This window comes from Actinocorallia sp. A-T 12471, from assembly GCF_033875155.1.
In the GTDB taxonomy this organism is placed as follows: domain Bacteria; phylum Actinomycetota; class Actinomycetes; order Streptosporangiales; family Streptosporangiaceae; genus Actinocorallia.
In genome coordinates this window covers 593,632-619,629 of sequence record NZ_JAWZTE010000004.1, presented here as the reverse complement: position 1 = coordinate 619,629, position 25,998 = coordinate 593,632, and the positions used below count along the sequence as shown (strand labels likewise).

Genomic DNA, 25,998 nt, shown 5'->3' with positions numbered 1-25,998 from the left:
CGTCTCCGGAGGCGCATTGACTCCTTCCTGTCGCTACGCGTAGCTTTTTATACGCACTGCGTAGTCATCGGAAGGGACTCGATGCGCCTCCGCCCCCTTTTGCCGCTCTCGTCCGTCATCGTCCTCGTCGCCTCTCCCGCCTTCGCGACCCCGCCGCCCACGCCGTCCGCGCCGTCCGCGCCGTCCGAGGTGGTCGCGATCACCCTCTGCCAGGAACCCGACTTCAAGACCTGCGACAGGTACGGCGTGGACACCGGCACCGCCTACACGATCCCCGACCCCTACCGCGCCAAGCTCGGCTCGGCCCGCACCGAACCCGCGGGGACCACCTGCACCCTGTTCAAGTACGAGAACGCGATGGGCAGGATTGCCGACGTCACCCCGTCGGGGGTCGCGTCCCTGACGGGTAAGCCGACCTCGTTCCGCTGCGCCAAAGCCTGACCGCGGCCCGCCCTCCGGCATTTCCGGGAGGGCGGGCTTTTTGCGTTTAGGGCATCGACCGCCTCGGGTCGGTGCAAAGTGTGCGAAGACCGGGAAAAACGGGAAGGTATTCTAAGTCTATCGGCAAGGTAGAGAATTGGGCGGGGGTCGCGGCTTTGTTGGAGGTGCGGGGACTGCGGGTGACGTTCGGGACTTTGCGGGCGGTACGTGATGTGTCGGTGGAAGTGGCTGCGGGAGCCTGCGTTGTCGTCCTCGGTGGGACCGGCGCGGGCAAGAGCACGCTGCTCCGCGCGTTGACGGGACGCGCGGGACAGGCGGCGCGGATCAGCGCGCGGGTCGCACGGATCGACGGCGCGCGGGTCGGCGTGATCGACGCGGCGTTCGCCGCGGACTCCGTCGGCGGGCCCGGTCGGGGCGGGTGGGCGGCGCGGCGGGCCGCCGAGGTGCTGCGGGTGCTGGGGGAGCGGCCCGACTCCGTCGTCGGGGACGAGGTGCTCGCCGGGCTCGGCGTGCTCGCGCGCCGCGAGGTCGTGCGGGCGCTGGCGGAGCGCAAGGCGGCCGGAGCCGCGCTGCTGCTCACCGCGCAGCGGATCGGGGAGCTCGCGGAGGTCGCCGACCGGGTGCTCGTGCTGCACGAGGGCGAGGTCGTGGAGCGGGGCGAGGCGCGCGACGTGCTCGCCTCGCCCGTGCATCCCGTCACCCGTGCCCTGCTTGGCCGGGACGACGACGCGGCTTTCGGCAAGGGAGGCGGGGGAGGGGTCATGCTCGAAGCGCGCGGGCTGCGCAAGGAGATCGCGGGCCGGGTCGCGCTGCGCGAGGCGTCGGTGAAGGTGCGCGGCGCGGGCGTCGTCGGGGTCGCGGGCGAGCCGGGCGCGGGCAAGACGCTGCTCGCCAGGGTCCTCGACGGGACGGTCCCGGCCGACGCCGGAACCGTCGTCCTCGACGGGAAGCCGGTCGAAGGGCGCGCGGCCTGGAAGGCGGCGCGACGTGCGGTGCGCGTGGTGCCGCAGGACCCGGCGGAGCGGCTCGCCGCGCACCGCACGGTCGGCAGGGTCCTTGAGGCCGCGACGCGCGGACCCCTGCCGGGCGGCCGTCGCGACACCGCCGTCGCACTGCTCGACGCCGTCGGCCTGCCCGAGGAGTTGCTGGACCGCGCGGTGGGCGGACTCCCTGGCGGGACGCTCAGGCTGGTGGCCGTCGCCGAAGCGCTCGCCACCGGCCCCCGGGTGCTGGTGTGGGACGCGCCGTTCGCCGGACTCGACGCGCGGGGCCGCGCGCGTCTCGTCGGCCTCATCGCCGGGCTGCGCGACGAGCGCGGCGTCGGCCACCTCGTCCTCGCCCACCCGGACGAGGTTCCGGCCGGGCTCTGCGACTCCGTCGCCGTCCTCGAAGCGGGCAAGATCGTCTCCCCGAACAGCGATTCCAGCGGCGGATGGTCGGTGCACAGCCGTCCTGACGGAGTCCGCGCCTGACCGACAAAGGAAACGACACACGAATTCCCCGAAACGGCAGCCGTCCCACATCCGCGAGAGGGGGCAACGGAAAGGCGACAAGGCCCCCGAACCGTGACCGAATTCATGTATTTCCTACTTAATTAGTGTGTATTATGGAGGGGTCGGCAAGGAGTGCCAGCGTCAAGCCCCGGCTAGCTGGCCGGCAACCCTCACTGATGCGGGGTGCCCCGGGTGAAGGCCAGGTGGCGTTCGCGCCACAAGCAACGGTGAGGACGAACTGTGGTTGTGGTCAGTGCGTTCGCGGAGACGGCCGCGGACACGATGGTGGAGACGGCGTTCACCCCTTCGGTGGCGAAGGTGCGCGACCTCGTCTGGGCCGGGCGGCCGGACGAGGCGGTACGGGCGCTGCGGCGCGTAGAGGAGCAGGGACACGACTCAGGGCAGGCCGCGGAGGACTGGATCGCGGTCTGCTATCCGGAAAGGATCGGCGCGCCGCGCGTGAGGTCCCGGGGCGGGACCGGATTCGACGTGCTGTGCGACCTTCTCGCGACGCGGGCCGCACCGGAGGCGGTCCGCGAGGCGCAGACGGTCTTGGGCAGTTGCCCGATGACGACCGACGCGCTCGCGTCGCTCAGCGGGGCGCTCGCCGCCCTCGTCTACGCCGACCGGGCCGACCTCGCGGCGCGCTGGTGCCGTCCGCTCCTCGAGCAGACGACCGCGCACTGCGACCCGGTCTGGCTCGGGGTGTTCGCGGCGATCCGCGGCGAGACGATGCTGCGGCAGGGCGACCCGGCCGAGGCCGCCGAGTGCGTCAGGACCGCCCTGACGCACATCCCGTGGCAGGACTGGGGCGTCGCGATCGGCATTCCGTTCGGCACGATGATCGCGGCGAAGACCGCGCTCGGAATGACCGAGGACGTCATCCGATATCTCGCGGTCCCCGTTCCCGACGCCATGTGGGAAACGCCCGCGGGGTTGCACTATCTCGCCGCGCGCGCGGAATTCCGGCTCGCTTCGGGAAATGCCGGGGAAGCGCTCGGTGACTTTCTCGCGTGCGGAAAGCGAATGCTGCGCTGGGGGATCGACCTGCCCGGCGTCGTCGCGTGGCGGGTCGGCGCGGGGCACGCGAGGCTCGCGCTCGGCGAGTGCGCCGAGGCGGCCGTGCTCGCCCGCGAGCAGCTCGCCGCGTGCGGCGGCGCGCGCACCCGCGCCTATGGCGCGGCGTTGCGCCTGCTGGCGCTGGCCGGTGACCCCGATCACAGGCGCACGCTGCTGGAGGAGGCGTACGACGTGCTGCGCGGAGCGGGCGACGCGCGCGAGGCGGAACGTGCCAAGGACGATCTCGGTCCCGCGCGCGCCGCGGCCCGCTCGCTCCTCAGCGACGCCGAGGCCAAGGTCGCCGAACTCGCCGCGCTCGGGCTGTCGAACCGGCAGATCTCGTCGCGGCTGTACATCACGGTGAGCACCGTGGAACAGCATCTGACCCGTATTTACCGCAAGCTCGGCGCACGGCGCAGGAGCCAACTCAGCGAATTCCTGTAACCCCCTTCTTATAGGGGGTCCTAGGGGTCCGCGGATCTGGTGGCGGTATCCCCCCGGTGGACAGAATCGATCAAGTAAGAGATCGGTCTTCCCCGGGGGGACAGCATGGCAGCAGCCTTTCCCGTAGCCATCGTCGGACTTTCCTGCCGACTGCCGGGGGCCGCCGATCCCGCGGCGTTCTGGCGGCTGCTCGAGACGGGCGGCGACGCGGTCGCGACGCGGTCCGGCGTCCCCGGCGGATACCTGGAGGGGGTCGACCTGTTCGACCCCGCCTTCTTCGGGATCGCGCCGCGCGAGGCGGCCTCACTCGATCCACAGCAGCGCCTCGTCCTCGAACTCGCCTGGGAGGCGCTGGAAGGGGCGAGGGTCGCCCCCGCCCGGCTCGCCGGACAAGCGGTCGGCGTGTTCGTGGGCGCTACCCACGGCGACTACGCGGCGCTCGTCCAGCGCGCTGGGGCCGGTGCCTTCACGCGGCACACGCTTCCCGGGCTGAACCGGGCGCTGCTGGCCAACCGGGTGTCGCACGCGCTCGGCCTCCAGGGGCCGAGCCTCACCGTGGACGCCGCGCAGGCGTCCGGGCTCGTCGCGGTGCAGCTCGCGGTGGAGAGCCTGCGCAGGGGCGAGACCGAGGTCGCGCTCGCCGGAGGCGTCAACCTGATCCTCGCGCCCGACTCCGACCTCGCCTCAGCCCGCTTCGGCGGCCTGTCACCGGACGGCCGCTGCCACACCTTCGACGCCCGCGCCAACGGCTACGTGCGCGGTGAGGGCGGCGTCGTCATCGTGCTGAAGCGGCTCGACGACGCGCTCGCCGACGGCGACCGGGTCCACGCGGTGATCCTCGGCGCGGCGGCCGGCAACGACGGTGCGACCGACGGCCTGACCGTGCCGAGCGCCGCGGCCCAGGAGGACGTGATCCGCCGCGCCCTCGCCGACGCCGGACTCACCCGTGACGCGGTCCAGTACGTGGAGCTGCACGGCACCGGCACGCCCGTCGGCGACCCGATCGAGGCGGCCGGGCTCGGCGCGGCCCTCGGCGTTGGCCGCGACGTGCCGCTGCGCGTCGGCTCGGTGAAGACGAACATCGGCCACCTCGAGGGCGCGGCGGGCATCGCCGGGCTGCTCAAGGTGGTCCTCAGCCTCCAGAACGGGACGATCCCCGCCACCCTCCACCACGTCCGCCCGAACCCGGCGATCCCCCTTGACGAGCTCGGCCTCAAGGTGCAGACGGAGACCGGCCCCTGGCCCGACGACGTCGACCGCCGCGTCGCGGGCGTCAGCTCCTTCGGCATGGGCGGGACCAACTGCCATCTCGTGCTGGCCGGGCCGCCCGCTCCCGCCCCCTCCTCGGCGGGCACGGGCGCCCCGGTCGTCTCCTGGCTGGTGACCGGCAAGGACGCGGCCGGCCTGGCCGCGCACGCCGCGAAGCTCGCCGACGCCGTCGAAGGGCTGCCCGCCGCGACCGTCGGAAGGTCACTCGCCGAGACGCGCACGCACCTCCCGCACCGGGCAGTGATCGCGGGCGACGCCGCCGAGCTGCGCGCCGGGCTGCGCGCGCTCGCCGAGGGCGGCCAGGCCGCCCATGTCGTGCGCGGCACCGCCCGCGACCGGGGCCGTACCGTCTTCGTCTTCCCCGGCCAGGGCGCGCAGTTCCCCGGCATGGGCCTCGCCCTCGCCGAGGAGTCGCCCGCGTTCGCCGCCGCGCTCGACGCGGCGGGCGCGGCCCTGGCCCCGCACACCGACTGGGACCTGCGCGCCGCGCTCGCCGACCCGGCCGCGCTCGAGCGGGTCGACGTCGTCCAGCCCGCCCTGTTCGCGGTGATGGTCGCGCTCGCCGAGCTGTGGCGGGCGCACGGGATCGAGCCCGACGCGGTCATCGGCCACTCGCAGGGCGAGATAGCCGCCGCGCACGTCGCCGGTGCGCTGTCGCTGGAGGACGCCGCCAAGGTCGTGGCGCTGCGCAGCCGCGCGCTCGCCGACATCTCCGGCACGGGCGGCATGGCGGCGGTCGAGCTGCCCGCCGACCGGCTGACGCCGCGGCTCGGCGACGGCCTCGACATCGCCGTCGTCAACGGCCCCACCGCGACCGTCGTCGCCGGGGAGGTGACGGCGCTGGAACGCCTCCTCGACGGGCTGCGCGCGGACGGCGTCAGGGTCCGCCGCCTGCCCGTGGACTACGCCTCGCACTCCGCCCTTGTGGAGCCGGTGCGCGAACGTCTCCTGGCCGACCTCGCGGGCGTGCAGGCCAGGCCGTCGAAGGCGCTGTTCTACTCGACGCTGACCGGCGGCCTGTTCGACACCGCGGGGCTCGACGTCGCCTACTGGTACCGGAACCTCCGCGAGACCGTCGTCTTCGAGCGCACCGTGAGGGCGGCCGTCCAGGACGGCCATGGGCTGTTCGTGGAGGCGAGTCCGCACCCTCTGCTCACCGCCGCGACCGGAGATATCCTCGGCCCTACGGGCGGCCTTGCGTTCGGCACCCTTCACCGCGACCGTCCGGGGCTCAGGCAGTTCCTTCTCTCACTGGGAAGGGCGCAGACGTCGGGCGCGCCGGTCCACTGGCCGCAGGAGTGGGGCGGCGACCTCGCCGACCTGCCCACGTACCCCTTCCAGCGCCGTTCCTTCTGGGTCGCCGGAGCCCCGCTCCCCGGCGAGTCGGAGGTGCCCGCGGAGGAGGCCCCGGAGACGGCCGCCGAAGAACTCCCCGTGACGGAGGAGATCACCGCCCTCACCTTCGACGCCGCCCTCCGCACGGTCCTGAGCGGCGCGGCAGTGGTCCTCGGCTATGACGGCCCCGAAGCGATCGACCCCGACGCCGCCTTCCGCGACCTCGGCTTCGACTCGGCGGGCGCCGTCGAGTTCCGCGACAGGCTCGCCGAGACCACCGGCGTCTCCCTCCCGAGCACCCTTGTCTTCGACCACCCGACGCCCAGGGCAGTCGCCTCCCTCCTCACCGGCTCCGACGCCGAAGCCGAGGAGACGTCCACCGCGTCGGAGGAGCCCATCGCGATCGTCGCGGCGGGCGGCCGCTGGCCGGGCGGCGCGGACACCCCCGAGAAGCTGTGGGCGCTGCTGCGCGACGGCCGCGACGCGATCGGCGCGTTCCCGGCGAACCGCGGCTGGGACCTCGACGCCCTCTACGCCCCGCAAAGCGAGTTCCGTCCTGGCACGACCTATGTGCGGCACGGCGGCTTCCTGCACGACGCCGACCGCTTCGACGCCGCATTCTTCGGCATCTCCCCGCGCGAGGCGGCGGTGATGGACCCGCAGCAGCGGCTGCTGCTGGAGACCGGCTGGGAGCTGTTCGAGCGCGCGGGGATAGACCCGTCGTCGCTGCGCGGCAGCCGGACCGGCGTGTTCGTCGGCGCGATGGCACAGGAATACGGCGCGCGGCTGCACGAGACCCCGCGCGGCTTCGACGGCCACGCCCTCACCGGCAACGCCGCGAGCGTCGCGTCCGGCCGCCTCGCCTACACGCTCGGGCTCGTCGGGCCCGCGCTCACCGTCGACACCGCGTGCTCGTCGTCGCTCGTCGCGCTGCACCTCGCCGCGCAGTCGCTGCGCTCGGGCGAGTGCGACCTGGCCGTCGCGGGCGGCGTGACCGTCATGGCGACGCCGGGCATGTTCACCGAGTTCTCCCGTCAGGGCGGCCTCGCCCCCGACGGCAGGTGCAAGCCGTTCGCGAACGCCGCCGACGGCACGGCCTGGTCGGAGGGCGCGGGCCTTGTCCTGCTCTCCCGGCTTTCGGACGCGGTACGCGACGGCCGCACGATCCTCGCGGTCCTGCGCGGCAGCGCGGTCAACCAGGACGGCGCGTCCAACGGGCTCACCGCGCCGCACGGGCCGTCGCAGGAGCGGGTCATCAGGGCGGCGCTGCGCGCGGGCGGCCTCGGCCCCGCCGACGTCGACGCCGTCGAGGCGCACGGCACAGGCACCCGCCTCGGCGACCCGATCGAGGCGGGCGCGCTCCAGGCCGCCTACGGGACCGACCGGGAACGCCCCCTGCTCGTCGGGTCGGTGAAGTCGGTGCTCGGCCACACCCAGGCCGCCGCCGGGATCACCGGGATCATCGCGATGACCGAGGCGCTGCGCGCGGGCGAGCTGCCCGCGACCCTGCACGTTGACGCGCCCTCACCGCACGTCGACTGGTCGGGCGGCGAACTCGAGCTGCTGACCGACCCCAGGCCGTGGCCGGAGACGGGCCGGCCGCGCCGCGTCGGCGTCTCCTCGTTCGGCATCAGCGGCACCAACGCCCACGTCGTCATCGAGGAGCCGCCGCCGTCGGCGAGCCCGTCGCCGGGGCCGGAGCGCGCGGGACCCGTCGCGCTGCCGCTGTCGGCGCGGACCGAACCGGCGCTGCGCGAACAGGCCGCGCGGCTGCGCGACCGTCTCGCCGAGGGGGCCGACCCCTTGGCCGTCGCCCGCGCCCTGGCCGGGACGCGTGCGCTGTTCGAGGAGCGCGCGGTCGTCGTGGCCGAGCCCGGCGACGCCGTCGACGTCCTCGCCGCCCTCGCCGAGGGAAGGCAGACGCCCGCCCTGGTGACGGGAAGGGCGGTCCGTCAAGGCGGCACAGGATTCCTGTTCAGCGGCCAGGGCAGTCAGCGCGTCGGCATGGGACGCGGCCTGTACGAGTCGTCGCCGGTGTTCCGCGCGGCACTTGACGAGATCTTCGCGAAGTTCACCCAGTACCTCGACCGGCCGCTGCGCGACGTCGTCTTCGAGGGACCGGACGAGCTGCTTGAGCAGACCGCCTACACCCAGCCCGCACTCTTCGCGGTAGAAGTCGCCCTCTTCCGGCTCGCGGAGTCGGCGGGCCTGCGCCCCGCGGTACTGCTCGGCCACTCCATCGGCGAACTGGCCGCCGCGCACGTCGCCGGGGTGCTGGGCCTCGACGACGTGTGCGCCCTTGTCGCCGCCCGTGGGAGGTTGCTGCAGCGGCTGCCCTCGGGCGGCGCGATGGCCGCGCTCCAGGCCACCGAGGACGAGATCGCCGCCTACCTCGGCGAGGGCCTCGACCTCGCCGCGGTGAACGGGCCCGAGTCGGTCGTGGTGTCCGGTGACGCCGAGGCCGTCACGGAGATCGTGCGGCGGTGGCGGGAGGACGGGCGGCGCGCGCGGCAGCTGCGGGTCAGCCACGCGTTCCACTCGGCCCGCACCGAACCCGCGCTCGCGGAGTTCCGCAAGGTCGCCGCCGGGCTCGACTTCCGCGAGCCGCGCATCCCGATCGTGTCGAACGTGACGGGGCGGATCGCCACCGGCATCGCCGACCCCGAGTACTGGGTGCGGCACATCCGCGCGGCAGTCCGCTTCCACGACGGCGTCCGCGCCGCCCGCGACCTCGGCGTGACCGCCCTGCTCGAACTCGGCCCCGACGCGACGCTGACCGCGCTGGCCCGCGAGAGCACCGACGTGCCCGTGATCGTCCCGGCGCTGCGCAAGGACAGGCCGGAGCCCGAGTCGTTCCTTTCCGCGCTCGCCGAACTGCACGTCACCGGCGTACCAGTGGACTGGACGGCCGTGCTGGGCGACGGCCCGCGCGCGGACCTGCCGACCTACCCGTTCCAGCGCGAGCGCTTCTGGCTGACCGCCGAACCCGCCTCCCAGGGGTCGGCGCACCGGCTGCTCGGGCCGGCGCTCGAACTCGCCGACGGCGGCGCTGTCCGCACCGGCAGGGTCTCGGCGGAAGAGGAACCCTGGCTTGCCGACCACCGCATCCTGGGCGACGTGCTGCTGCCCGGCACGGCGCTCGCCGAACTCGCGCTCCAGGCGGGCGGGCCGCTCGCCGACCTGACGCTCGAACAGCCCCTCGTCGTGCCGGAGGAGGGCGCGGTCTCCCTCCAGGTCGTCGCGGGCGCGCCCGGCGCGGACGGGCTCAGGCCCGTCGCGGTCCACTCGCGGGTGGGCTCAGGGTCGTGGACGCGGCACGCGTCCGGCGCGCTCGGCGCGGTCGAGGCCCAGCCCGCGCCCCTCGCGGCCTGGCCTCCGGCCGGAGCCGCACCCGTCGATCTCGCCGCCCTGTACGCGCGGCTCGCCGAGCGCGGCTACGAGTACGGGCCCGCGTTCCGGCTGCTGACCGGGGTGTGGCGCGACGGTTCCACGGTCTACGCCGAGGCTTCCGGGATCGCCGAGGCCGACGGCTTCGCCGTCCACCCCGCCCTGCTCGACGCGGTGCTGCACGCGGTCGTCGGGGAGGCACTGCCGGGGCAGGGCGTGCGCATCCCGTTCGCGTGGTCCGGCGTCGCGGTGCACCGCGAGGGAGCCGACACCCTACGGGCCAGGATCGTGCCGGGTAGGGACGGCACGGTAACGATCGACGCGTACGACGCCGAGGGCGAGCCGGTCCTGAGCGTCCAGGAGGCAGCGTTCCGTGAGGCAGCCGGAGACGAGCGGCCTTACCGTCTCGACTGGATACCCCTCGAACCCTCAGGGACCGCCTACGACGGGCCCTGGACGATCCTGTGGAACGGGGCCCTGCACGACGACTGGGCGGTCGTCGCGGGGGCGTCAGAGACGGGGTCGCTGCCCGAGGCGGTGCACACCGAGACCGCGCGTGCGCTCGGGCTCGTCCAGGGGTGGCTTGAGCGCGGGGAAGGGCGGCTCGCCGTCGTCACCAGGGGCGCGGTCGCGACCCGGCACGGCGCTGACGTCCCCGGGCTCGCCGAGGCGGGCCTGTGGGGGCTGCTGCGGACCGCGCAGGCCGAGCACCCGGGCCGGATCGTGCTGCTCGACCTCGGGCCTGGCCCGGTCGATCCCGTCGAGGTGGCCGAGGCCGCCGCGACCGGCGAGGAGCAGATCGCGGTGCGGCGCGGGAGCCTGTTCGTCCCGCGCCTCGCCAGGCCCGCCCGCGACGCGCTCACCCTGCCCGACGGCCCCTGGCGCATCGACGTCACCGAGCCCGGCAGCCTCGACGCGATCGCCGCCGTGCCCGCCCCCGAGGCCGCACGCGCCCTCACCGGCCGCGAGGTCAGGGTCGAGGTGCGCGCGGCGGGCCTCAACTTCCGCGACGTGCTCATCGGGCTCGGCATGTACCCCGGCCGCGCCAGCATCGGCGCGGAAGGCGCGGGAACCGTGCTGGAGACCGGGCCGGACGTGCGCGGGCTGAAGCCGGGCGACCGGGTGATGGGCCTGCTCCAGGGCCAGCTCGGGCCCGTCGCGGTCACCGACGCGCGGCTGCTCGCGCCGATTCCTTCCGGGTGGTCGTACGCCGAGGCGGCCGCCGCGCCCGTCGCGTTCCTCACCGCCTACCACGGCCTTGTGGACCTGGGTGAGCTGAAGGACGGCGACCGTGTGCTGATCCACGCCGCTACCGGCGGCGTCGGCGGCGCTGCCGTCCAGCTCGCCAGGCACCTGGGGGCCGAGGTGTTCGCGACGGCCTCGCCCGCCAAGCAGCCGCTCCTGCTGGAGGCGGGCCTTGACGCCGAGCACGTCGCCTCCTCGCGCGACCTCGAGTTCGCCGAGCGGTTCGGCGCGGTCGACGTGGTGCTCAACGCGCTCGCGCACGAGTTCACCGACGCCTCCCTTGCCCTGCTCGGGCCCGAGGGCAGGTTCGTGGAGATGGGCAAGACCGACCTGCGCGACCCCGCCGACGTCGTCCCGGCCTACCGCGCGTTCGACCTGTTCGACGTCGACCCCGACAGGATCGCCGCGCTGTTCGCCGACCTCGGCGTGCTGTTCGAGGACGGCGGGCTGCGGCCACCGCCCGTCGAGTCGTGGGACGTGCGGCGCACGCCGGGCGCGCTGCGCAGGCTCTCCCAGGCGCGGCACACCGGCAAGCTCGTCGCGACGCTCCCGCGCCGCCCCGACCCCGAGGGCGCGGTCCTCATCACCGGAGGCACCGGGACGCTCGGCGCGCTCGTCGCCAGGCACCTTGTGCGGGCGCACGGACGGCGCAACCTGCTGCTCGTCTCACGACGCGGGCCCGACGCCCCCGGCGCTGCCGCCTTGCGCGCCGACCTCACGGCGCTCGGCGCGCGGGTGGAGATCGTCGCGGTGGACGTGGCAGCGCCCGAGGCCGTCAGGGAGCTGTTCGAGGCGCACCGGATCACCTCGGTCGTGCACGCGGCGGGCATCCTTGACGACGCCGCCTTCGCCGACCTCACCGACGGGCAGGTCCACGACGTCCTGCGGGCCAAGAGCGACGCCGCCTGGCGGCTGCACCTCGCCGCCGAGAAGCACGACGTCGCGGAGTTCGTCATGTTCTCCTCGGCGGTCGGAGTGCTCGGCAACCCGGGCCAGGCCGGTTACGCCGCCGCCAACACCTTCCTCGACGCGCTCGCCGCGCGGCGCAGGCACCGGGGGCTGCCCGCCGCGTCGGCCGCGTGGGGCCGCTGGGAGGAGGAGAGCGCGATGACGGGCGGGCTCACCGACGCCCAGCTGCGCCGGATGGCGCGGCGCGGCCTCGCGGGGCTGCCGACCTCACGCGCGCTCGCGATGCTCGACCGGGTGCTCGACGCGCCCGACGCCGCGCTCGTCCCGGCCCGCCTCGATCTCGACGGGCTCGACGACACCCCGCCCCCGGTCCTGCGCGGGCTCGCCAGGCCGCGTAGTGCCGCGCCGGTGCCGGCCGGGGCCGCCGCCGTCGCGGGGCTCGCCGACCTGCCCCCGGCCGAGCGGCACCGCAGGCTGCTCCAGCTCGTCAGGGAGACCGCGGCCGCCGTCCTCGGGCACAGCGGGCCGGAGGCCGTCCGGGCCGACCACGGGTTCCAGGAGTCGGGCTTCGACTCGCTCGCCTCGGTCGAGCTGCGGACCAGGCTCGGCGCGGCCGTCGGGCTGCGGCTGCCCGCCACGTTCACCTTCGACCACCCGACCCCGGCCGACGCCGCCGCCCACCTCGTGGAGCTGCTCGCGCCCGTCGCCGAGCCGTCGGCCGACGCCTCGCCCGAGGCGGAGCTCGCGGAGATCACCGACACGACCGAGGCGGACATCGCCGCGGCCACCGGGGACGAGCTCTTCCGCCTCATCGAAAACGAACTGCGGCTGTCATGAGCCGTCCGAACAGGGAGAACGCCATGGCGGAGGAAGACAAGCTGCGGGACTACCTGAAGCGGGTGACCGTCGAGCTCCAGCGCACCCGCCGCAGGCTCGCCGAGGCCGAGAGCGCGGTGAGCGCGGCCGCCGAGCCGATCGCCGTCGTCGGGATCGGCTGCCGGTACCCGGGCGGCGTCCGCACCCCCGACGACCTGTGGCGGCTCGTCGCCGAGGAACGCGACGTGATCGGCCCGCTGCCGACCGACCGCGGCTGGGACCTCGACCGGCTCTACCACCCCGACCCCGACCACAGCGGCACGAGCTACGTCCGCGAGGGCGGCTTCCTGCACGATGCCGCAGGGTTCGACGCTGACTTCTTCGGGATCTCCCCGCGTGAGGCCCTGGCCGCCGACCCGCAGCAGCGGCTGCTGCTGGAGACCGCGTGGGAGGCCGTCGAGCACGCGCGGATCGACCCGACGAGCCTGCGCGGCAGCCGGACCGGCGTGTTCACCGGCGTCATCTCCCAGGAGTACGGGCCGAGCCTGCACCACCTGCCCGCCGAGGGGACCGACGGATATGTGCTGACGGGGACGACCACGAGTGTGGCGTCCGGGCGGATCGCGTTCACGCTCGGGCTGACCGGCCCCGCCGTGACCGTCGACACCGCGTGCTCGTCGTCGCTTGTCGCGGTGCATCTGGCGGTGCGGTCGCTGCGCGCGGGCGAGTGCGACGCGGCCCTCGCGGGCGGCGCGACGGTCCTCGCCTCGCCCGGCATGTTCATCGAGTTCTCCCGGCAGCGCGGCCTCGCCGCCGACGGCAGGTGCAAGCCCTTCGCGGCAGCCGCCGACGGCACAGCGTGGGGCGAGGGAGCGGGCCTGCTGCTGCTGGAACGCCTGTCGGACGCGCGGCGGCTCGGCCACCGCGTCCTCGGGCTGATCCGCGGCTCTGCCGTCAACCAGGACGGCCGCAGCAGCCGCCTCACCGCCCCGCACGGCCCCTCCCAGCGCGCGGTGATCAAGGAGGCCCTCGCCTCCGCCGACCTGGAAGCCGACGAGATCGACGCGATCGAGGCCCACGGCACCGGCACCGCCCTCGGCGACCCCATCGAGGCGGGCGCGCTCCTCGCCGCCTACGGCGAGCACCGCGACCGCCCCCTATGGCTCGGCTCCTTGAAGTCGAACATCGGCCACACCCAGGCCGCCGCAGGGGTCGCCGGAATCATCAAACTCATCCAGGCGATGCGCCACGGCACCCTGCCCCGCACCCTCCACGTGGACGCCCCCACCCCCCACGTCGACTGGTCCTCCGGCGCCCTCGCCCTCCTCACCGAATCCCGCCCCTGGCCCGAAACCGGAGCCCCCCGCCGCGCCGCCGTCTCCTCCTTCGGCGTCAGCGGCACCAACGCCCACGTCATCCTCGAACAACCCACCCCCCAAGACACCCCCCACCCAGCCCCCCACCCAGCCCCCGCACCCTCCGCCGTCGTGGCCTCCCCGGCGCTGGGCCGGGAATCTGGCGACGCGGCGGCCACCCCGCCCGGCGTCGCGGGTGCCGCCGCACGCGCGGCTGCCGCGCGCGACGTCGTCGGCGATGGGCGGGTCGAGCCCGGAGGGGAGCCGAAGGGTGCGGTCGGTCAGCGCGCTGGAGGGGCGGCCAAGCCGTCCGGCGTCAGAGGTGCTGCCGCGCGCGACGCCGTCGGCGACGGGCGGGCTGAGTCCGGCGGGGAGCCTAAGGACGCGGTTGGTGAGCGTGCTGAGGGTGGGGTTTCTTATCTGTGGAGTGTGTCCGGGAAGGGGGAGGGGGCGCTTCGGGAGCAGGCCAAGCGGCTTGAGGAGGGTGTCGGGGGGTTGGGGCTCGCGGATGTGGCGGTGACGCTCGGGGGCGGGCGGGCCTGGCTTGATGAGCGGGCGGTGGTCGTCGGGAAGGACGCTGCCGAACTCGTCGCCGGGCTTCGGGCGCTCGCGGCGGGGGAGAGCGCGCCCGGGGTGGTGCGCGGGAAGGCCGGGAGTCAGGGCCTGGCCTTCCTGTTCACCGGACAGGGCAGCCAGCGCGCGGGAGCGGGCCGGGAATTGCACGCGCGGTTCCCGGTGTTCGCCGAAGCCTTCGACGCGGCGGTCGCGGCGCTCGACCGTGAGCTCGAAGGGCACGCGGAACGCTCGGTCGGCGACGTCCTGTTCGAGGGCGGAGCCGATCTCGACCGCACCCTTTACGCACAGACCGGGCTTTTCGCCCTGGAGACCGCGCTGTTCCGGCTCCTCGAATCGTGGGGCGTCCGTCCCGACTTCGTCGCGGGCCACTCCATCGGAGAACTGTCCGCCGCGTACGCCGCAGGCGTCTGGAGCCTCGAAGACGCGGCCCGGCTCGTCGCCGCGCGCGCGAGGCTCATGCAGGCGCTGCCCGGGGGCGGCGCGATGGTCGCCGTCGAGGCCGCCGAGGACGAGGTGCGGGCGCTGCTCGTGCCCGGCGTCGAGATCGCCGCCGTCAACGGGCCCACCTCAGTCGTCGTCTCCGGCGACGCGGAGGCCGCCGAGGCCGTCGCCGAGACGCTGCGCGGCGCGGGCCGCCGCGTCAAGCGGCTGCGGGTCTCGCACGCCTTCCACTCGCCGCACATGGACGGCATGCTCGCCGAGTTCACCAAGGTCGCCGCGAGCGTCCCGGCCGCCAGGCCGCGCTTCCCCGTCGTGTCCAACCTGACCGGCGAGTTCGTCACGTCCTACGACGACCCCGAGGTCTGGGCGCGGCACGTGCGCGGCACGGTCCGCTTCCACGACGGCCTGCGCACGCTCGCCGACGCGGGCGCGACGACGTTCCTGGAACTCGGTCCCGACCCCGTCCTGACCGCGCTCGCCGCCGAGGCGGTGCCGGGCGCGGAGACCGAGGCGGCCCTCCGCGCGGGCGTCGCCGAGGCCGACACCGTCGCGGCCCTGCTCGCCCGCGCCCGCCTGCACGGCGCCGACCTCGACTGGGCCGCGCTCTACCCGGACGCCGCGCGCGTCGACCTGCCGACCTACCCGTTCCAGCGCGAGCGGTACTGGCTCGCGCCGTCCCCGTCCTTCGCGCCCGCGCCGCGCGACCCGCGCCGCTTCTCCGTCGTCTGGCGGCCGGTCGAGCCAGTGCCCGCCGAGCCGTCGTCCTGGCTACTCGTCTCCGGCGGCCACCCATGGGCCGCGCCCTTGGCCGAGGCGCTGCGCAGGGCAGGCGCGCACATCGCCGACAGCCCCGAGGACGCGTCCGCCGCCCTCTCCCTGCTCCCGCTCACCGGACGCGACGGCCACGCCGCCAACGTCGCCCTCTTCCAGGGCCTCGACGTCCCCCTGTGGTCCCTCACGGCCGGGGCGGTCGCGGTCGGGGGTGAGGAGCTGCCCGCGCCCGTCCAGGCCCTCACGTGGGGTCTGGGGGCCGTCGCCGCCGCCGAGCACCCCGGCCGCTGGGGCGGCGTCCTCGACCTGCCGCCCGAGCCGGACTGGGACGCCGTCGCCCGCGCGCTTGTCGGCGCGGGTACCGAACGGGAACTCGCGGTCAGGCCGGGCGGGGTCTTCACCCGCAGGCTCGTGCGCGCCGAGCCCGACGGCGGCCCCGGCTGGCAGCCGCGCGGCACCGTCCTGGTCACGGGCGGAACCGGCGCGCTCGGCGCGCGTGCCGCCCTGTGGGCCGCGCGCAACGGGGCGGCCAAGGTGGTCCTGGCGAGCAGGCGCGGGTCCGCCGCGCCGGGCGCGGCCGACCTCGCGGCGCGGATCGCGGCGGAAGGGGCCGAGCCGGTCTTCGCCGCCCTCGACGTCGCCGACCGCGACGCGCTCGCGGGCCTCCTCGCCGCCCATCCCGTCAACGCGGTAGTGCACACCGCCGCGGCCCTTGACGACGCCCTCGTCAGCGCGCTTGACCCGGCGCGTATAGACCGTGCCCTCGCCGCCAAAGCCGACGCGGCATGGCACCTGCACGAACTCACCGCCGACCTTGACGCCTTCGTCCTGTTCTCCTCCCTCGCGGGCATCGCCGGAGTCGCCGGACAAGGCAACTACGCGCCGGGCAACGCCTACCTCGACGCCCTCGCCCAGCACCGCCGCGCGCTCGGCCTGCCCGCCACGTCGATCGGCTGGGGCCACTGGGGCGGCGACGGACTCGCCGACGGGACCGCCGCCGCGACCCTCGCCCTGCACGGCATAAGGCCGCTGCCGCCCGAGGAGGCGATAGAACAGCTCGGCAAGGTGACCGCCGCGCACGCCGTCGTGGCCGAGGCCGACTGGGACGCCCTCGCCCCCGACCTCCCGCTCACCGCCGAACTGCGCACCCAGGCCGTCGCCGACACCCCCGAGACCTCCGGCCTCGCCGAGGCGCTGGAACGCCCCGGAGCCGACCCCAGGCGCGTCCTGCTCGACCTCGTGCGCGCGCTTGTGGCCGAGGTACAGGGCCGCAAGGGCGCGGCATCCGTCGCGCCGGACGCGCCCTTCAAGGAGCAGGGCTTCGACTCCCTCGCCGCCGTCCGGCTGCGCGCGCGGCTCGCCGCCGAGACCGGCCTCACCCTGCCCGCCTCCCTCGTCTTCGACCATCCGACGCCGGAAGCGCTCGCCGACCACCTGGCCGGGCTGCTCGCCCCCGACCCCGACGCGGCGCTGCTCGCCGGGATCGAGGCGCTCGAGGCACTGCTGGAACGGGCGGGGGACGACGGCCGCGCCGCCGCCGCGCCCCTGCTGCGCGACCTCGCGGGACGCGCCGCGCCCTCCGCCGTCGCGGCGCGGCTCGACAACGCCACCGACGACGAGCTCGTCGAGTTCATCGGATCAACCCTCGGGATCGAGTGACATGAGCGACCAGATCAGGACCCTGCTGAAGCGCGTCAGCGCCGAACTCTTCGAGACCCGCGAACAGCTGAAGGAGGTGCGCGACGAAAGGCACGAACCCATCGCGATCGTCGGCGCGGCATGCCGGTTCCCCGGCGGCGTCTCCTCGCCCGAGGACCTCTGGGAGCTCGTCGCCGAAGGCCGCGACGCCGTCGGAGGGTTCCCGGAGGACCGCGGATGGGACCTTGACGGGCTGTTCCACCCCGACCCCGCCCATACCGGGACGTCAACGACGCGGAACGGCGCATTCCTGTCGGACATAGCGGGATTTGACGCCGAGTTCTTCGGGATCTCCCCGCGTGAGGCGCTGGCCACCGACCCCCAACAGCGGCTCCTCCTCGAGACGTCCTGGGAGGCGTTCGAGCGGGCCCGTATCGACGTCTCCAAGCTGCGCGGAAGCCGGACCGGAGTCTTCGCGGGCGTCAACGGGCAGGACTACGCGGCCCGGCTCCCGAATGTGCCCGCGTCCGTCGAAGGGCACGTCGCCCTGGGCAACGCCGCGAGCGTGACCTCTGGGCGGCTCTCCTACTGGTACGGGTTCGAGGGCCCGGCCGTCACCGTGGACACCGCGTGCTCGTCGTCGCTGGTCGCGCTGCACCTCGCGGTCCGCTCACTGCGCGCGGGAGAAGCCGACTTCGCTTTGGTGAGCGGTTCGACAGTGATGAGCTCGCCGGTGAACTTTGTGGAGTTCTCCCGGCAGCGCGGCCTTTCGCCCGACGGGCGGTGCAAGGCGTTCGCCGAAGGCGCGGACGGGACGGGCTGGGCCGAGGGCGTCGCCGTCGTGCTCGTCCAGCGGCTTTCGGACGCGCTGCGCGACGGCCGCCGCGTCCTCGCCGTCGTGCGCGGCACCGCGATCAACCAGGACGGCGCGTCCAACGGCCTCACCGCCCCCAACGGCCCGGCCCAGCGCCGCGTCATCCGCGACGCCCTCGCCGACGCCCGCCTCACCCCCGGCGACATCGACGCCGTCGAGGCGCACGGCACGGGCACCGCGCTCGGCGACCCGATCGAGGCCGAAGCCCTCATCGGCGCCTACACCCGCGACCGCGACCGCCCCCTGTGGCTCGGCTCCGTCAAGTCGAACATCGGCCACACCCAGGCCGCCGCGGGCCTCGCAGGCATCCTCAAGCTCATCGGCGCCCTCGCGCACCGCACCCTTCCCCCCACCCTCCACATCACCGAACCGACCCGCCTCATCGACTGGGCGTCCACCCCCCTCACCCTCGTCACCGAGCCCACCCCCTGGCCAGAAACCGGCGCCCCCGCCCGCGCCGCAGTCTCCGCCTTCGGCGTAAGCGGCACCAACGCCCACATAATCCTCGAATCCCCCCCAACCCACACCCCCACCCGCCCCGCGAGCCTTCCCCACCCCGCCAACGCGGCCCAGGCCGACGGCGTCGCCACACGTCCCGACGAGACACCGGACTCCGCAGCCGCTCCCGCCATCCCGGGCGCGCGGCGCGCTGACGCCGCGGGCCGTGCCGCCGCGTCCGGTTCCACGCGGTCCGGCGAGGCACCGGGATCGGCGACCGCTCCCGCCGACGCGGGCACGCAGCGCACCGACGCTGCGCGCCACGACGGCGACGTCGCCGCGTCCGGGTCCGCGCGGTCCGGCGAGGCGCTGGGGTCGGCGAGCCCCGCAGGCGGTCCTGCCGGCGCGGGCGCTTGGCGTGTGGAGGCTCTGGGCGGCTCCGGGGGTGGGGTTGGGCGGCGGGGGGTGCCGTGGGTTTTGTCCGGGCGGAACGCGGAAGGGCTTGCGGCGGTTGCCGGGGGGCTCGCGGAGCGGGCCGACGGGATCGGCGCGGCGGATGCCGGTGATGTGGGGTTGTCGCTTGTGACGACGCGTGCGGCGTTGCCGGAGCGGGCCGTGGTCGTCGCGCCGCCTGAAGGGTTGCTGGCGGCGTTGGAAGGGCTCGCCGGGGGAGATCCCGGCGTCAACGTGGTGCGGGGGAGGGCCGAAGGGGGAGGGCTCGCCCTGCTGTTCACCGGGCAGGGCAGCCAACGCGCCGGGATGGGCAAGGTCCTGCACGCGCGGTTCCCCGTGTTCGCCGAGGCGTTCGACGCGGCAGTCAGCGCGCTTGACCGCGAGCTTGAAGGGCACGCGCCCAAGCCGGTGCGCGACGTCGTCTTCGAAGGAGGGCCGCTGCTTGACGAGACCCTGTACGCGCAGACGGGACTGTTCGCGGTAGAGACCGCCCTGTACGCGCTGTTCGATTCGTGGGGCGTACGCCCCGATCTCCTTGCCGGGCACTCGATCGGCGAGCTGTCGGCGGCGTACGCGGCCGGTGTCTGGAGCCTTGACGACGCGGCCAAGCTCGTCGCCGCAAGGGCGCGGCTCATGCAGGCGCTGCCGCGCGGCGGCGCGATGGTCGCGGTCGAGGCCGCCGAAGACGAGGTGACGCCCCTCCTCACCGGCCGTGAGAACGAGGTCGCCATCGCGGCCGTCAACGCCGCGCGTTCGGTGGTGCTCTCCGGCGTCGAAGGGCCCGTCCTCGAAGTCGCCGAAAGGCTCGCGGCGGAGGGACGCCGCACCCGGCGGCTCCGTGTCTCGCACGCGTTCCACTCGCCGCTGCTCGATCCCATGCTCGCCGAATTCGGCGCGATAGCCGCGGAGCTGTCTTACGCCCAGCCGAACGTGCCAGTCTTCTCCGGCGTCACGGGACGGCAGGCCGACGAGCTCACCGACCCCGCCTACTGGGTCCGCCAGGTCCGCGAGGCGGTCCGCTTCCACGACGTCGTGCGCGGCCTCGCCGACGCGGGCGCGACCTCGTTCGTGGAACTCGGCCCCGACGGCGTGCTCAGCGCGCTCGCGGCCCAGGCCGTCGACGGGGAGGCGATCCCCGCGCTGCGCAGGGACAGGGACGAGGAGGAGACCGCGCTCCTGGCGCTCGGCCACGTCCACGCGCACGGCGGCGCGGTCGCCTGGGAGCGGCTGTTCCCCGGCGCGCGGACCGTCGACCTGCCCGTGTACCCGTTCCAGCGCCGCAGGTTCTGGCTCGAGGCCGACGCGTCCGGCGACGCCTCGGCGTTCGGCCTCGAGGTGACCGGGCACCCGCTGCTGCCCGCCTCGGGCGATCTGCCCGGCCAGGACGGGACCGTCCTCACCGGCCGGATCTCCACCGCCGCGCACGCCTGGCTCGCCGACCACGTCGTGCAGGGCTCGGTCGTCGTGCCGGGCACCGCCTTCGTGGAGTTCGCGCTCCGCGCGGGCGAGGCGGCCGGGACGCCGGTGGTCGAGGAACTCGTCATCGAAGCGCCGCTCGCGCTGCCGTCCGGGCGCTCCGCCGACCTGCGCGTGGTCCTCGCCGAGCCCGACGCGCGCGGCGGCCGCGCCCTGACCGTCCACGCCCGCGTGGGCGAGGAGTGGACGCGGCACGCGCACGGCCGCCTGATCCCCGAGGACCCCGTGCGCGCGCTACCGACCCCGGTATCGGTGCCGGAGGGCGCGGACGTCGCGGCGACCCCGGAGGAGATCTACGACGGGCTCGCCCAGACGGGCCTCGACTACGGGCCGGCCTTCCAGGGCGTCACCGACGTGCGGCGCGACGGCGAAGCCCTCATCGCCTCGGTGGCGCTGGGCGACGCCGAGCGCACCTCGTCGGGGAGCTTCGGCCTTCACCCCGCCCTCCTCGACGCGGCCCTCCACCCGGCGGCTTACGCCTCCGACGTCCCCGAGGGCCACACGCTTCTCCCGTACGCGTGGTACGGCGTCCGCCTGCACACGTCCGGCGCGGCCGACCTGCGCGTCCGTCTTGAGCCGCGTCCCGAGCACGAGTACACGCTGACCGCCTCCACCCCCGACGGCGACCCCGTCCTCACGGTCGACTCCCTGCGCGCCCGCCCGCTCCGCCTGGGCGACCTCGCCCAAGCCCCCCGATCCCTCTACCGCGTCTCCTGGACCGCCCACACACCCCCCGCCCTCCCCGCCGACTACACACCCCCGCACTTCCTGCCCGCCTACACCGACCCCTCCGAAGACCCCCTGACCGCCGCCCACACCCTCACCGCAAGGGTCCTCACCGCCCTCCAGAACCACCCCGACGACGCCCCGCCCCTCGCCATCCTCACCGACGACCCCCGCACCACCCCCGCCGCCGGAGCCCTCTGGGGCCTCGTCCGAGCCGCCCAAGCCGAACACCCCACCCGCTACCTCCTAGCCGCCCTCCCTCCCTCCGCCCCGCCCACGAAGCCCGAAAACACGGGCTCCCCGGACGCCATCCCGACCTCGCCCAACGGCACGGCTGCGGCTCCGGAAGCCGCGGAGCCCGAGAACACGGGCTTGACGGACGTGACCCCGCCCCGGCCGAGCGGCACGGCGGCGGTTCCGGAGGGCGCGGAGCCCGGGAACGCGGGCTTCGCGGGTGACGGCGAGCCGGGCGCGGTCGATGGCGAGGACGCGGCTCCGGGGAGCGGGAAGCCTGAAGGCGCGGGCTTCGCGGTGCCTGAGGGGGTGGTTCGGGCGTTCGCCGAGGGCGAGACGCAGGTGCTCGTCAGTGACGGGGGCGTGTTCGTGCCGCGGCTTGAGCGGGCGGGTACGGGCTCCGGGGATGACCGGGCGCTCGATCCCGAAGGGCTTGTGCTTGTTACCGGGGGGACCGGGGGGCTCGGGGCGGCCGTGGCCAGGCATCTGGTCGGGGCGCACGGGGTGCGGCGGGTTGTGCTCGCTGGGCGGCGTGGGCCGGAGGCGCCCGGGGCGGGTGAGCTCGTTGCGGAGCTCGCTGAGCTCGGCGCGGAGGCCGAGGCCGTCGCGCTTGATGTGTCCGACCGGGAGGCGGTCGCGGCGTTCCTCGACACGCATGACGTGACGGCCGTTTATCACCTCGCCGGGGTCGTCGACGACGGGGCGCTCGCCTCGCTCACGCCCGAGCGGGCCGCCGCTGTGCTGCGGGCCAAGGCCGACGCCGCCTGGCACCTGCACGAGCTGACCCGGGACCGGGAGCTCGACGCGTTCGTGCTGTTCTCGTCGGTCGCCGGGGTGCTCGGCAGCGCAGGGCAGGGCTCCTACGCCGCGGCCAACGGCTTCCTCGACGCCCTCGCCGCCGCGCGCGTCGCGCAGGGGCTGCCCGCCCAGGCGCTCGCGTGGGGCCTGTGGGAGGGCGAGTCGGGCATCACCGCCCACCTCACCGCCGCGGACCTCGCACGGAGCGCACGGCGCGGCGTACGGCCGCTGCCGGTCGCCGAGGGACTCGCGCTGCTCGACGCGGCACACCGCGACGGCGGCGCGGCCCTCGTGCCCGCCGCGCTCGACCTCACCGTGGAGAACCCCCCTCCGCTCCTACGCGGCCTCGCCAGGCCGCGTAGGCGGGCCGCCGCCCAGCGCGCGGCAGAGGCGGCGGCCCTCACCGGCGAGGCGCTGCTCGACCTGATCCGCGCGCAGGCCGCCGCCGTGCTCGGCGACCCGTCCGGCGCGGTCCCGGCCGACCGGGCGTTCACCGACCTGGGCCTTGACTCGCTGACCTCGGTCGAACTGCGCGACAGGCTCTCGACGGCCCTGGGCCGCAAGCTCCCCGCCACCCTGACGTTCGACCACCCGACCCCGGCGGCGCTCGCCGCGGCCCTCGACGCCGAGGCACGCCCCGCCGAGGAGGAGGCGCGCCCGAAGGCCGCCGCCGACGAGCCCATCGCCATCATCGGCATGGCCTGCCGCCTCCCGGGCGGCGTCGCCTCGCCCGACGAGCTGTGGGACCTCGTCGCCGAAGGCCGCGACGCCGTCAGCGGGTTCCCCGTGAACCGCGGCTGGGACCTGGAGGGCCTGTACGACCCGGACCCCGACGTCCCAGGCAAGTCGACGGTCCGGCACGGCGGTTTCCTGCACGAGGCCGGCGAGTTCGACGCCGCCTTCTTCGGCATCTCCCCGCGCGAGGCCCTCGCCACCGACCCCCAGCAGCGCCTCCTTCTGGAGACCTCCTGGGAGGCGTTCGAGCAGGCCGGCATAGACCCGACGGGACTGCGCGGAAGCCGGACCGGAGTCTTCGCCGGCGTGATGTACCACGACTACACACCCCGCATAGGCGAGGCCCCCGCGGCACTTGAGGGCTATCTCGCCAACGGGTCAGCGGGCAGCGTCGCGTCCGGCCGGGTCGCCTACTCGTTCGGCTTCGAGGGCCCCGCCGTCACCGTCGACACGGCGTGCTCGTCGTCGCTCGTGGCGCTGCACCTCGCCGCGCAGTCGCTGCGCTCGGGCGAGTCGGACCTCGCGCTGGCGGGCGGGGTGGCGATCATGTCGTCGCCCGCGGTGTTCGTGGAGTTCTCCCGGCAGCGCGGCCTTTCCCCCGACGGCAGGTGCAAGGCGTACTCCGACTCCGCCGACGGCACGGGCTGGGCCGAGGGCGTCGCCGTCCTGCTGGTCGAGCGCCTGTCCGACGCGGTGCGCAACGGCCACAAGGTCCTCGCGGTCGTGCGCGGCACCGCGGTGAACCAGGACGGCGCGTCCAACGGCCTCACCGCGCCGAACGGCCCAGCGCAGCAGCGCGTCATCCGGCGCGCGCTAGCGGCGGCGGGCCTTGGCCCGGCCGACGTGGACGCGGTAGAGGGCCACGGTACGGGCACCAGGCTCGGCGACCCGATCGAGGCACAGGCCCTCCTCGCCACCTACGGCGGCGACCGTCCGCATCCGCTTCTGCTCGGCTCCTTGAAGTCGAACATCGGCCACACCCAGGCCGCCGCAGGGGCCGCGGGCGTCATCAAGATGGTGGGCGCGCTGTCACGCGGCGTCCTGCCCAAGACCCTGCACGTCGACCGTCCTACGGGCCAGGTCGACTGGTCGGAGGGCGCGGTAGAACTCCTCACCGAGGCGACGCCGTGGCCCGAGACGGGCAGGCCGCGCCGCGCGGCGGTCTCCGCGTTCGGCGTCAGCGGCACCAACGCGCACGTGATCCTGGAGCAGCCCCCGGCACAGCCGGAGCCCGAACCCGTCGCCGACGACCCGGGCGCGCCCTGGCCGGTGTCGGGACGCACCCCCGCCGCCCTCGCCGCCCAGGCCGAGGCCCTAAGCGCGCTGGACCCGGACATCCGTACGGTCGACGTCGGCGCGACGCTCGTCACCGGCCGCGCCGCTTTCGAGGAGCGCGCCGTCGTCCTGGGCGACCACCGTGACGCCCTCGCCGCCCTCTCCCAGGGCATAACCCCCGGAACCGTCGTACGCGGCAAAGCCGATCTGTCGGGCAAGACCGTGTTCGTCTTCCCGGGCCAGGGCCCGCAGTGGGCGGGCATGGGCGCGGAACTCCTCGACGCCTCCCCGGTCTTCGCCGCCCGGATCGCCGACTGCGCCCGCGCGCTCGCCCCGCACACCGACTTCGACCTCGAGACGGTCCTCAGGACCGGCGAGGGGCTCGACCGGGTCGAGGTCGTCCAGCCGGCGCTCTGGGCCGTCAACGTGGCGCTGGCGGCCGTCTGGCGGGCGCACGGGGTCGTCCCCGCCGCGGTCGTCGGGCACAGCCAGGGCGAGATCGCGGCCGCCGTCGTCGCGGGGGCGCTGACCCTCGAGGACGGGGCAAGGGTCGTCGCCTTGCGCAGCCGCGCCCTGCGCGCGCTGGCAGGGACCGGAGGGATGGCCGCCCTGGAGACGACGAGGGCCGAGGCAGAAGAGTGGATCGGCGACCGTGACGTCGCCGTCGCGGCGGTCAACGCGCCGCGCGCGACGGTGCTCGCCGGAAACCGCGCCGACCTCGAGGCCGTCGTCGCCGAGGTCGCCGCGTCCGGCCGCCGTGCCCGCCTCATCGACGTCGACTACGCCTCGCACTCCCCGCACGTCGCGGCGATCGAGGCCGACATCCTCGCCGCGCTCGACGGCGTCAAGCCCCAGCCGTCGGACATCCCGCTCATTTCGACGGTCACGGCCGACTGGCTCGACACCGCCGACATGGACGCCGCCTACTGGTTCGGCAACCTCCGCTCCGAGGTGCGGTTCGCCGACGCCGTACGCGCGCTGGCGGCCGGGGGACACGACGTGTTCATCGAGATCAGCCCGCACCCCGTCACCGTCTCCGCACTCCAGGAGACCCTTGAGGACGCGGGACGCCCCGACGCGGCCGCCACCGGCACCCTCCGCCGAGGAGAAGGCGGCGTAGCGCGCTTCCTGCGCTCGGCCGCCGACCTGTGGGTACGCGGCGTCCCGGTGGACTGGAAGCCCGCCCTCCAAGGCGGACGCAAGGTCCCGCTCCCCACCTACCGCTTCCAGCGCGCGCGCTACTGGCTGGAGCAAGACCACACAGGCGGCGGCGCGGTACGGGCCGACCTTCCCGCCGAGCCCGCCGCGCAGACCTCCCCGAACGCCTTCGCCGGGCTGTCGGGCGCGGACCTGGACGAGGCACTGACCCGGCTCGTCCGCGCCGAGTCCGCCGCGGTGCTCGGCCTGGCCGGGCCCGCCGAGGTCGAGGACGGCCGCGCCTACCGCGACGTCGGCCTCGACTCCCTGTCGGCGGTCGACCTGCGCAACAGGCTCGGCGCGGCGACCGGCCTGCGCCTGCCCGCGACCCTCGTGTTCGACCACCCGACGCCCCGCGACATCACCGGGTTCCTGCGCGCCGAACTCGACGGCAGGGGCGGCGGCGCCGCCTCGTTCCCGTCACTCGACGCCTCGGTCGCCTACCTGGAGGAGGCGTTCGCCGCCCTGGACGCCGCCGACCCCGGACGGGCAGGGCTCGTCGCGCGCCTGCGCGCCCTCCTCGACGGGGGCCGCCGCGACCCCGACGAGGTCGACCTCGACACGGCCACCGACGAGGAGCTCTTCGAGCTCATGGACAACCTGTAGGAGCCGA

6 protein-coding genes and 1 riboswitch are annotated in these 25,998 nt (G+C 75.0%); all 6 genes read left to right on the top strand.

Annotated features, from left to right (window positions below; genetic code table 11):
* Positions 1 to 81 precede the first annotated feature (81 nt).
* The 6 genes from R9X44_RS15055 to R9X44_RS15030 all read left to right on the top strand — a co-directional run bounded on the left by R9X44_RS15055 (position 82) and on the right by R9X44_RS15030 (position 25,991).
* Positions 82 to 441 (top strand): hypothetical protein, encoded by a 360-nt coding sequence (locus R9X44_RS15055; RefSeq protein ID WP_319814758.1) that lies wholly within the window; start codon positions 82 to 84, stop codon positions 439 to 441.
* A gap of 71 nt (positions 442 to 512) precedes the next feature.
* A complete protein-coding gene (locus tag R9X44_RS15050) occupies positions 513 to 1,913 on the top strand; it encodes an ATP-binding cassette domain-containing protein (protein WP_319814757.1) in 1,401 nt (466 codons plus the stop codon).
* A 145-nt stretch (positions 1,914 to 2,058) separates the two neighbouring features.
* Positions 2,059 to 2,164, top strand: a riboswitch (SAM riboswitch).
* A gap of 10 nt (positions 2,165 to 2,174) precedes the next feature.
* Entirely contained in the window at positions 2,175 to 3,437 is a 1,263-nt protein-coding gene (locus R9X44_RS15045) for a helix-turn-helix transcriptional regulator (protein ID WP_319814756.1), read from the top strand.
* A gap of 105 nt (positions 3,438 to 3,542) precedes the next feature.
* Positions 3,543 to 12,419 carry a type I polyketide synthase gene (locus R9X44_RS15040; protein ID WP_319814755.1) on the top strand — a complete coding sequence of 2,959 codons (8,877 nt, stop codon included), beginning with the start codon at positions 3,543 to 3,545 and terminating at the stop codon, positions 12,417 to 12,419.
* 23 nt (positions 12,420 to 12,442) lie between these two features.
* The gene (locus tag R9X44_RS15035) at positions 12,443 to 17,200 is read left to right on the top strand and encodes a type I polyketide synthase (protein WP_319814754.1); all 4,758 of its coding nucleotides are present in this window, start codon (positions 12,443 to 12,445) and stop codon (positions 17,198 to 17,200) included.
* Between the two features lies 1 nt (position 17,201).
* Complete coding sequence (locus R9X44_RS15030) at positions 17,202 to 25,991, top strand: type I polyketide synthase (protein WP_319814753.1); 8,790 nt, start codon at positions 17,202 to 17,204, stop codon at positions 25,989 to 25,991.
* Positions 25,992 to 25,998 lie beyond the last annotated feature (7 nt).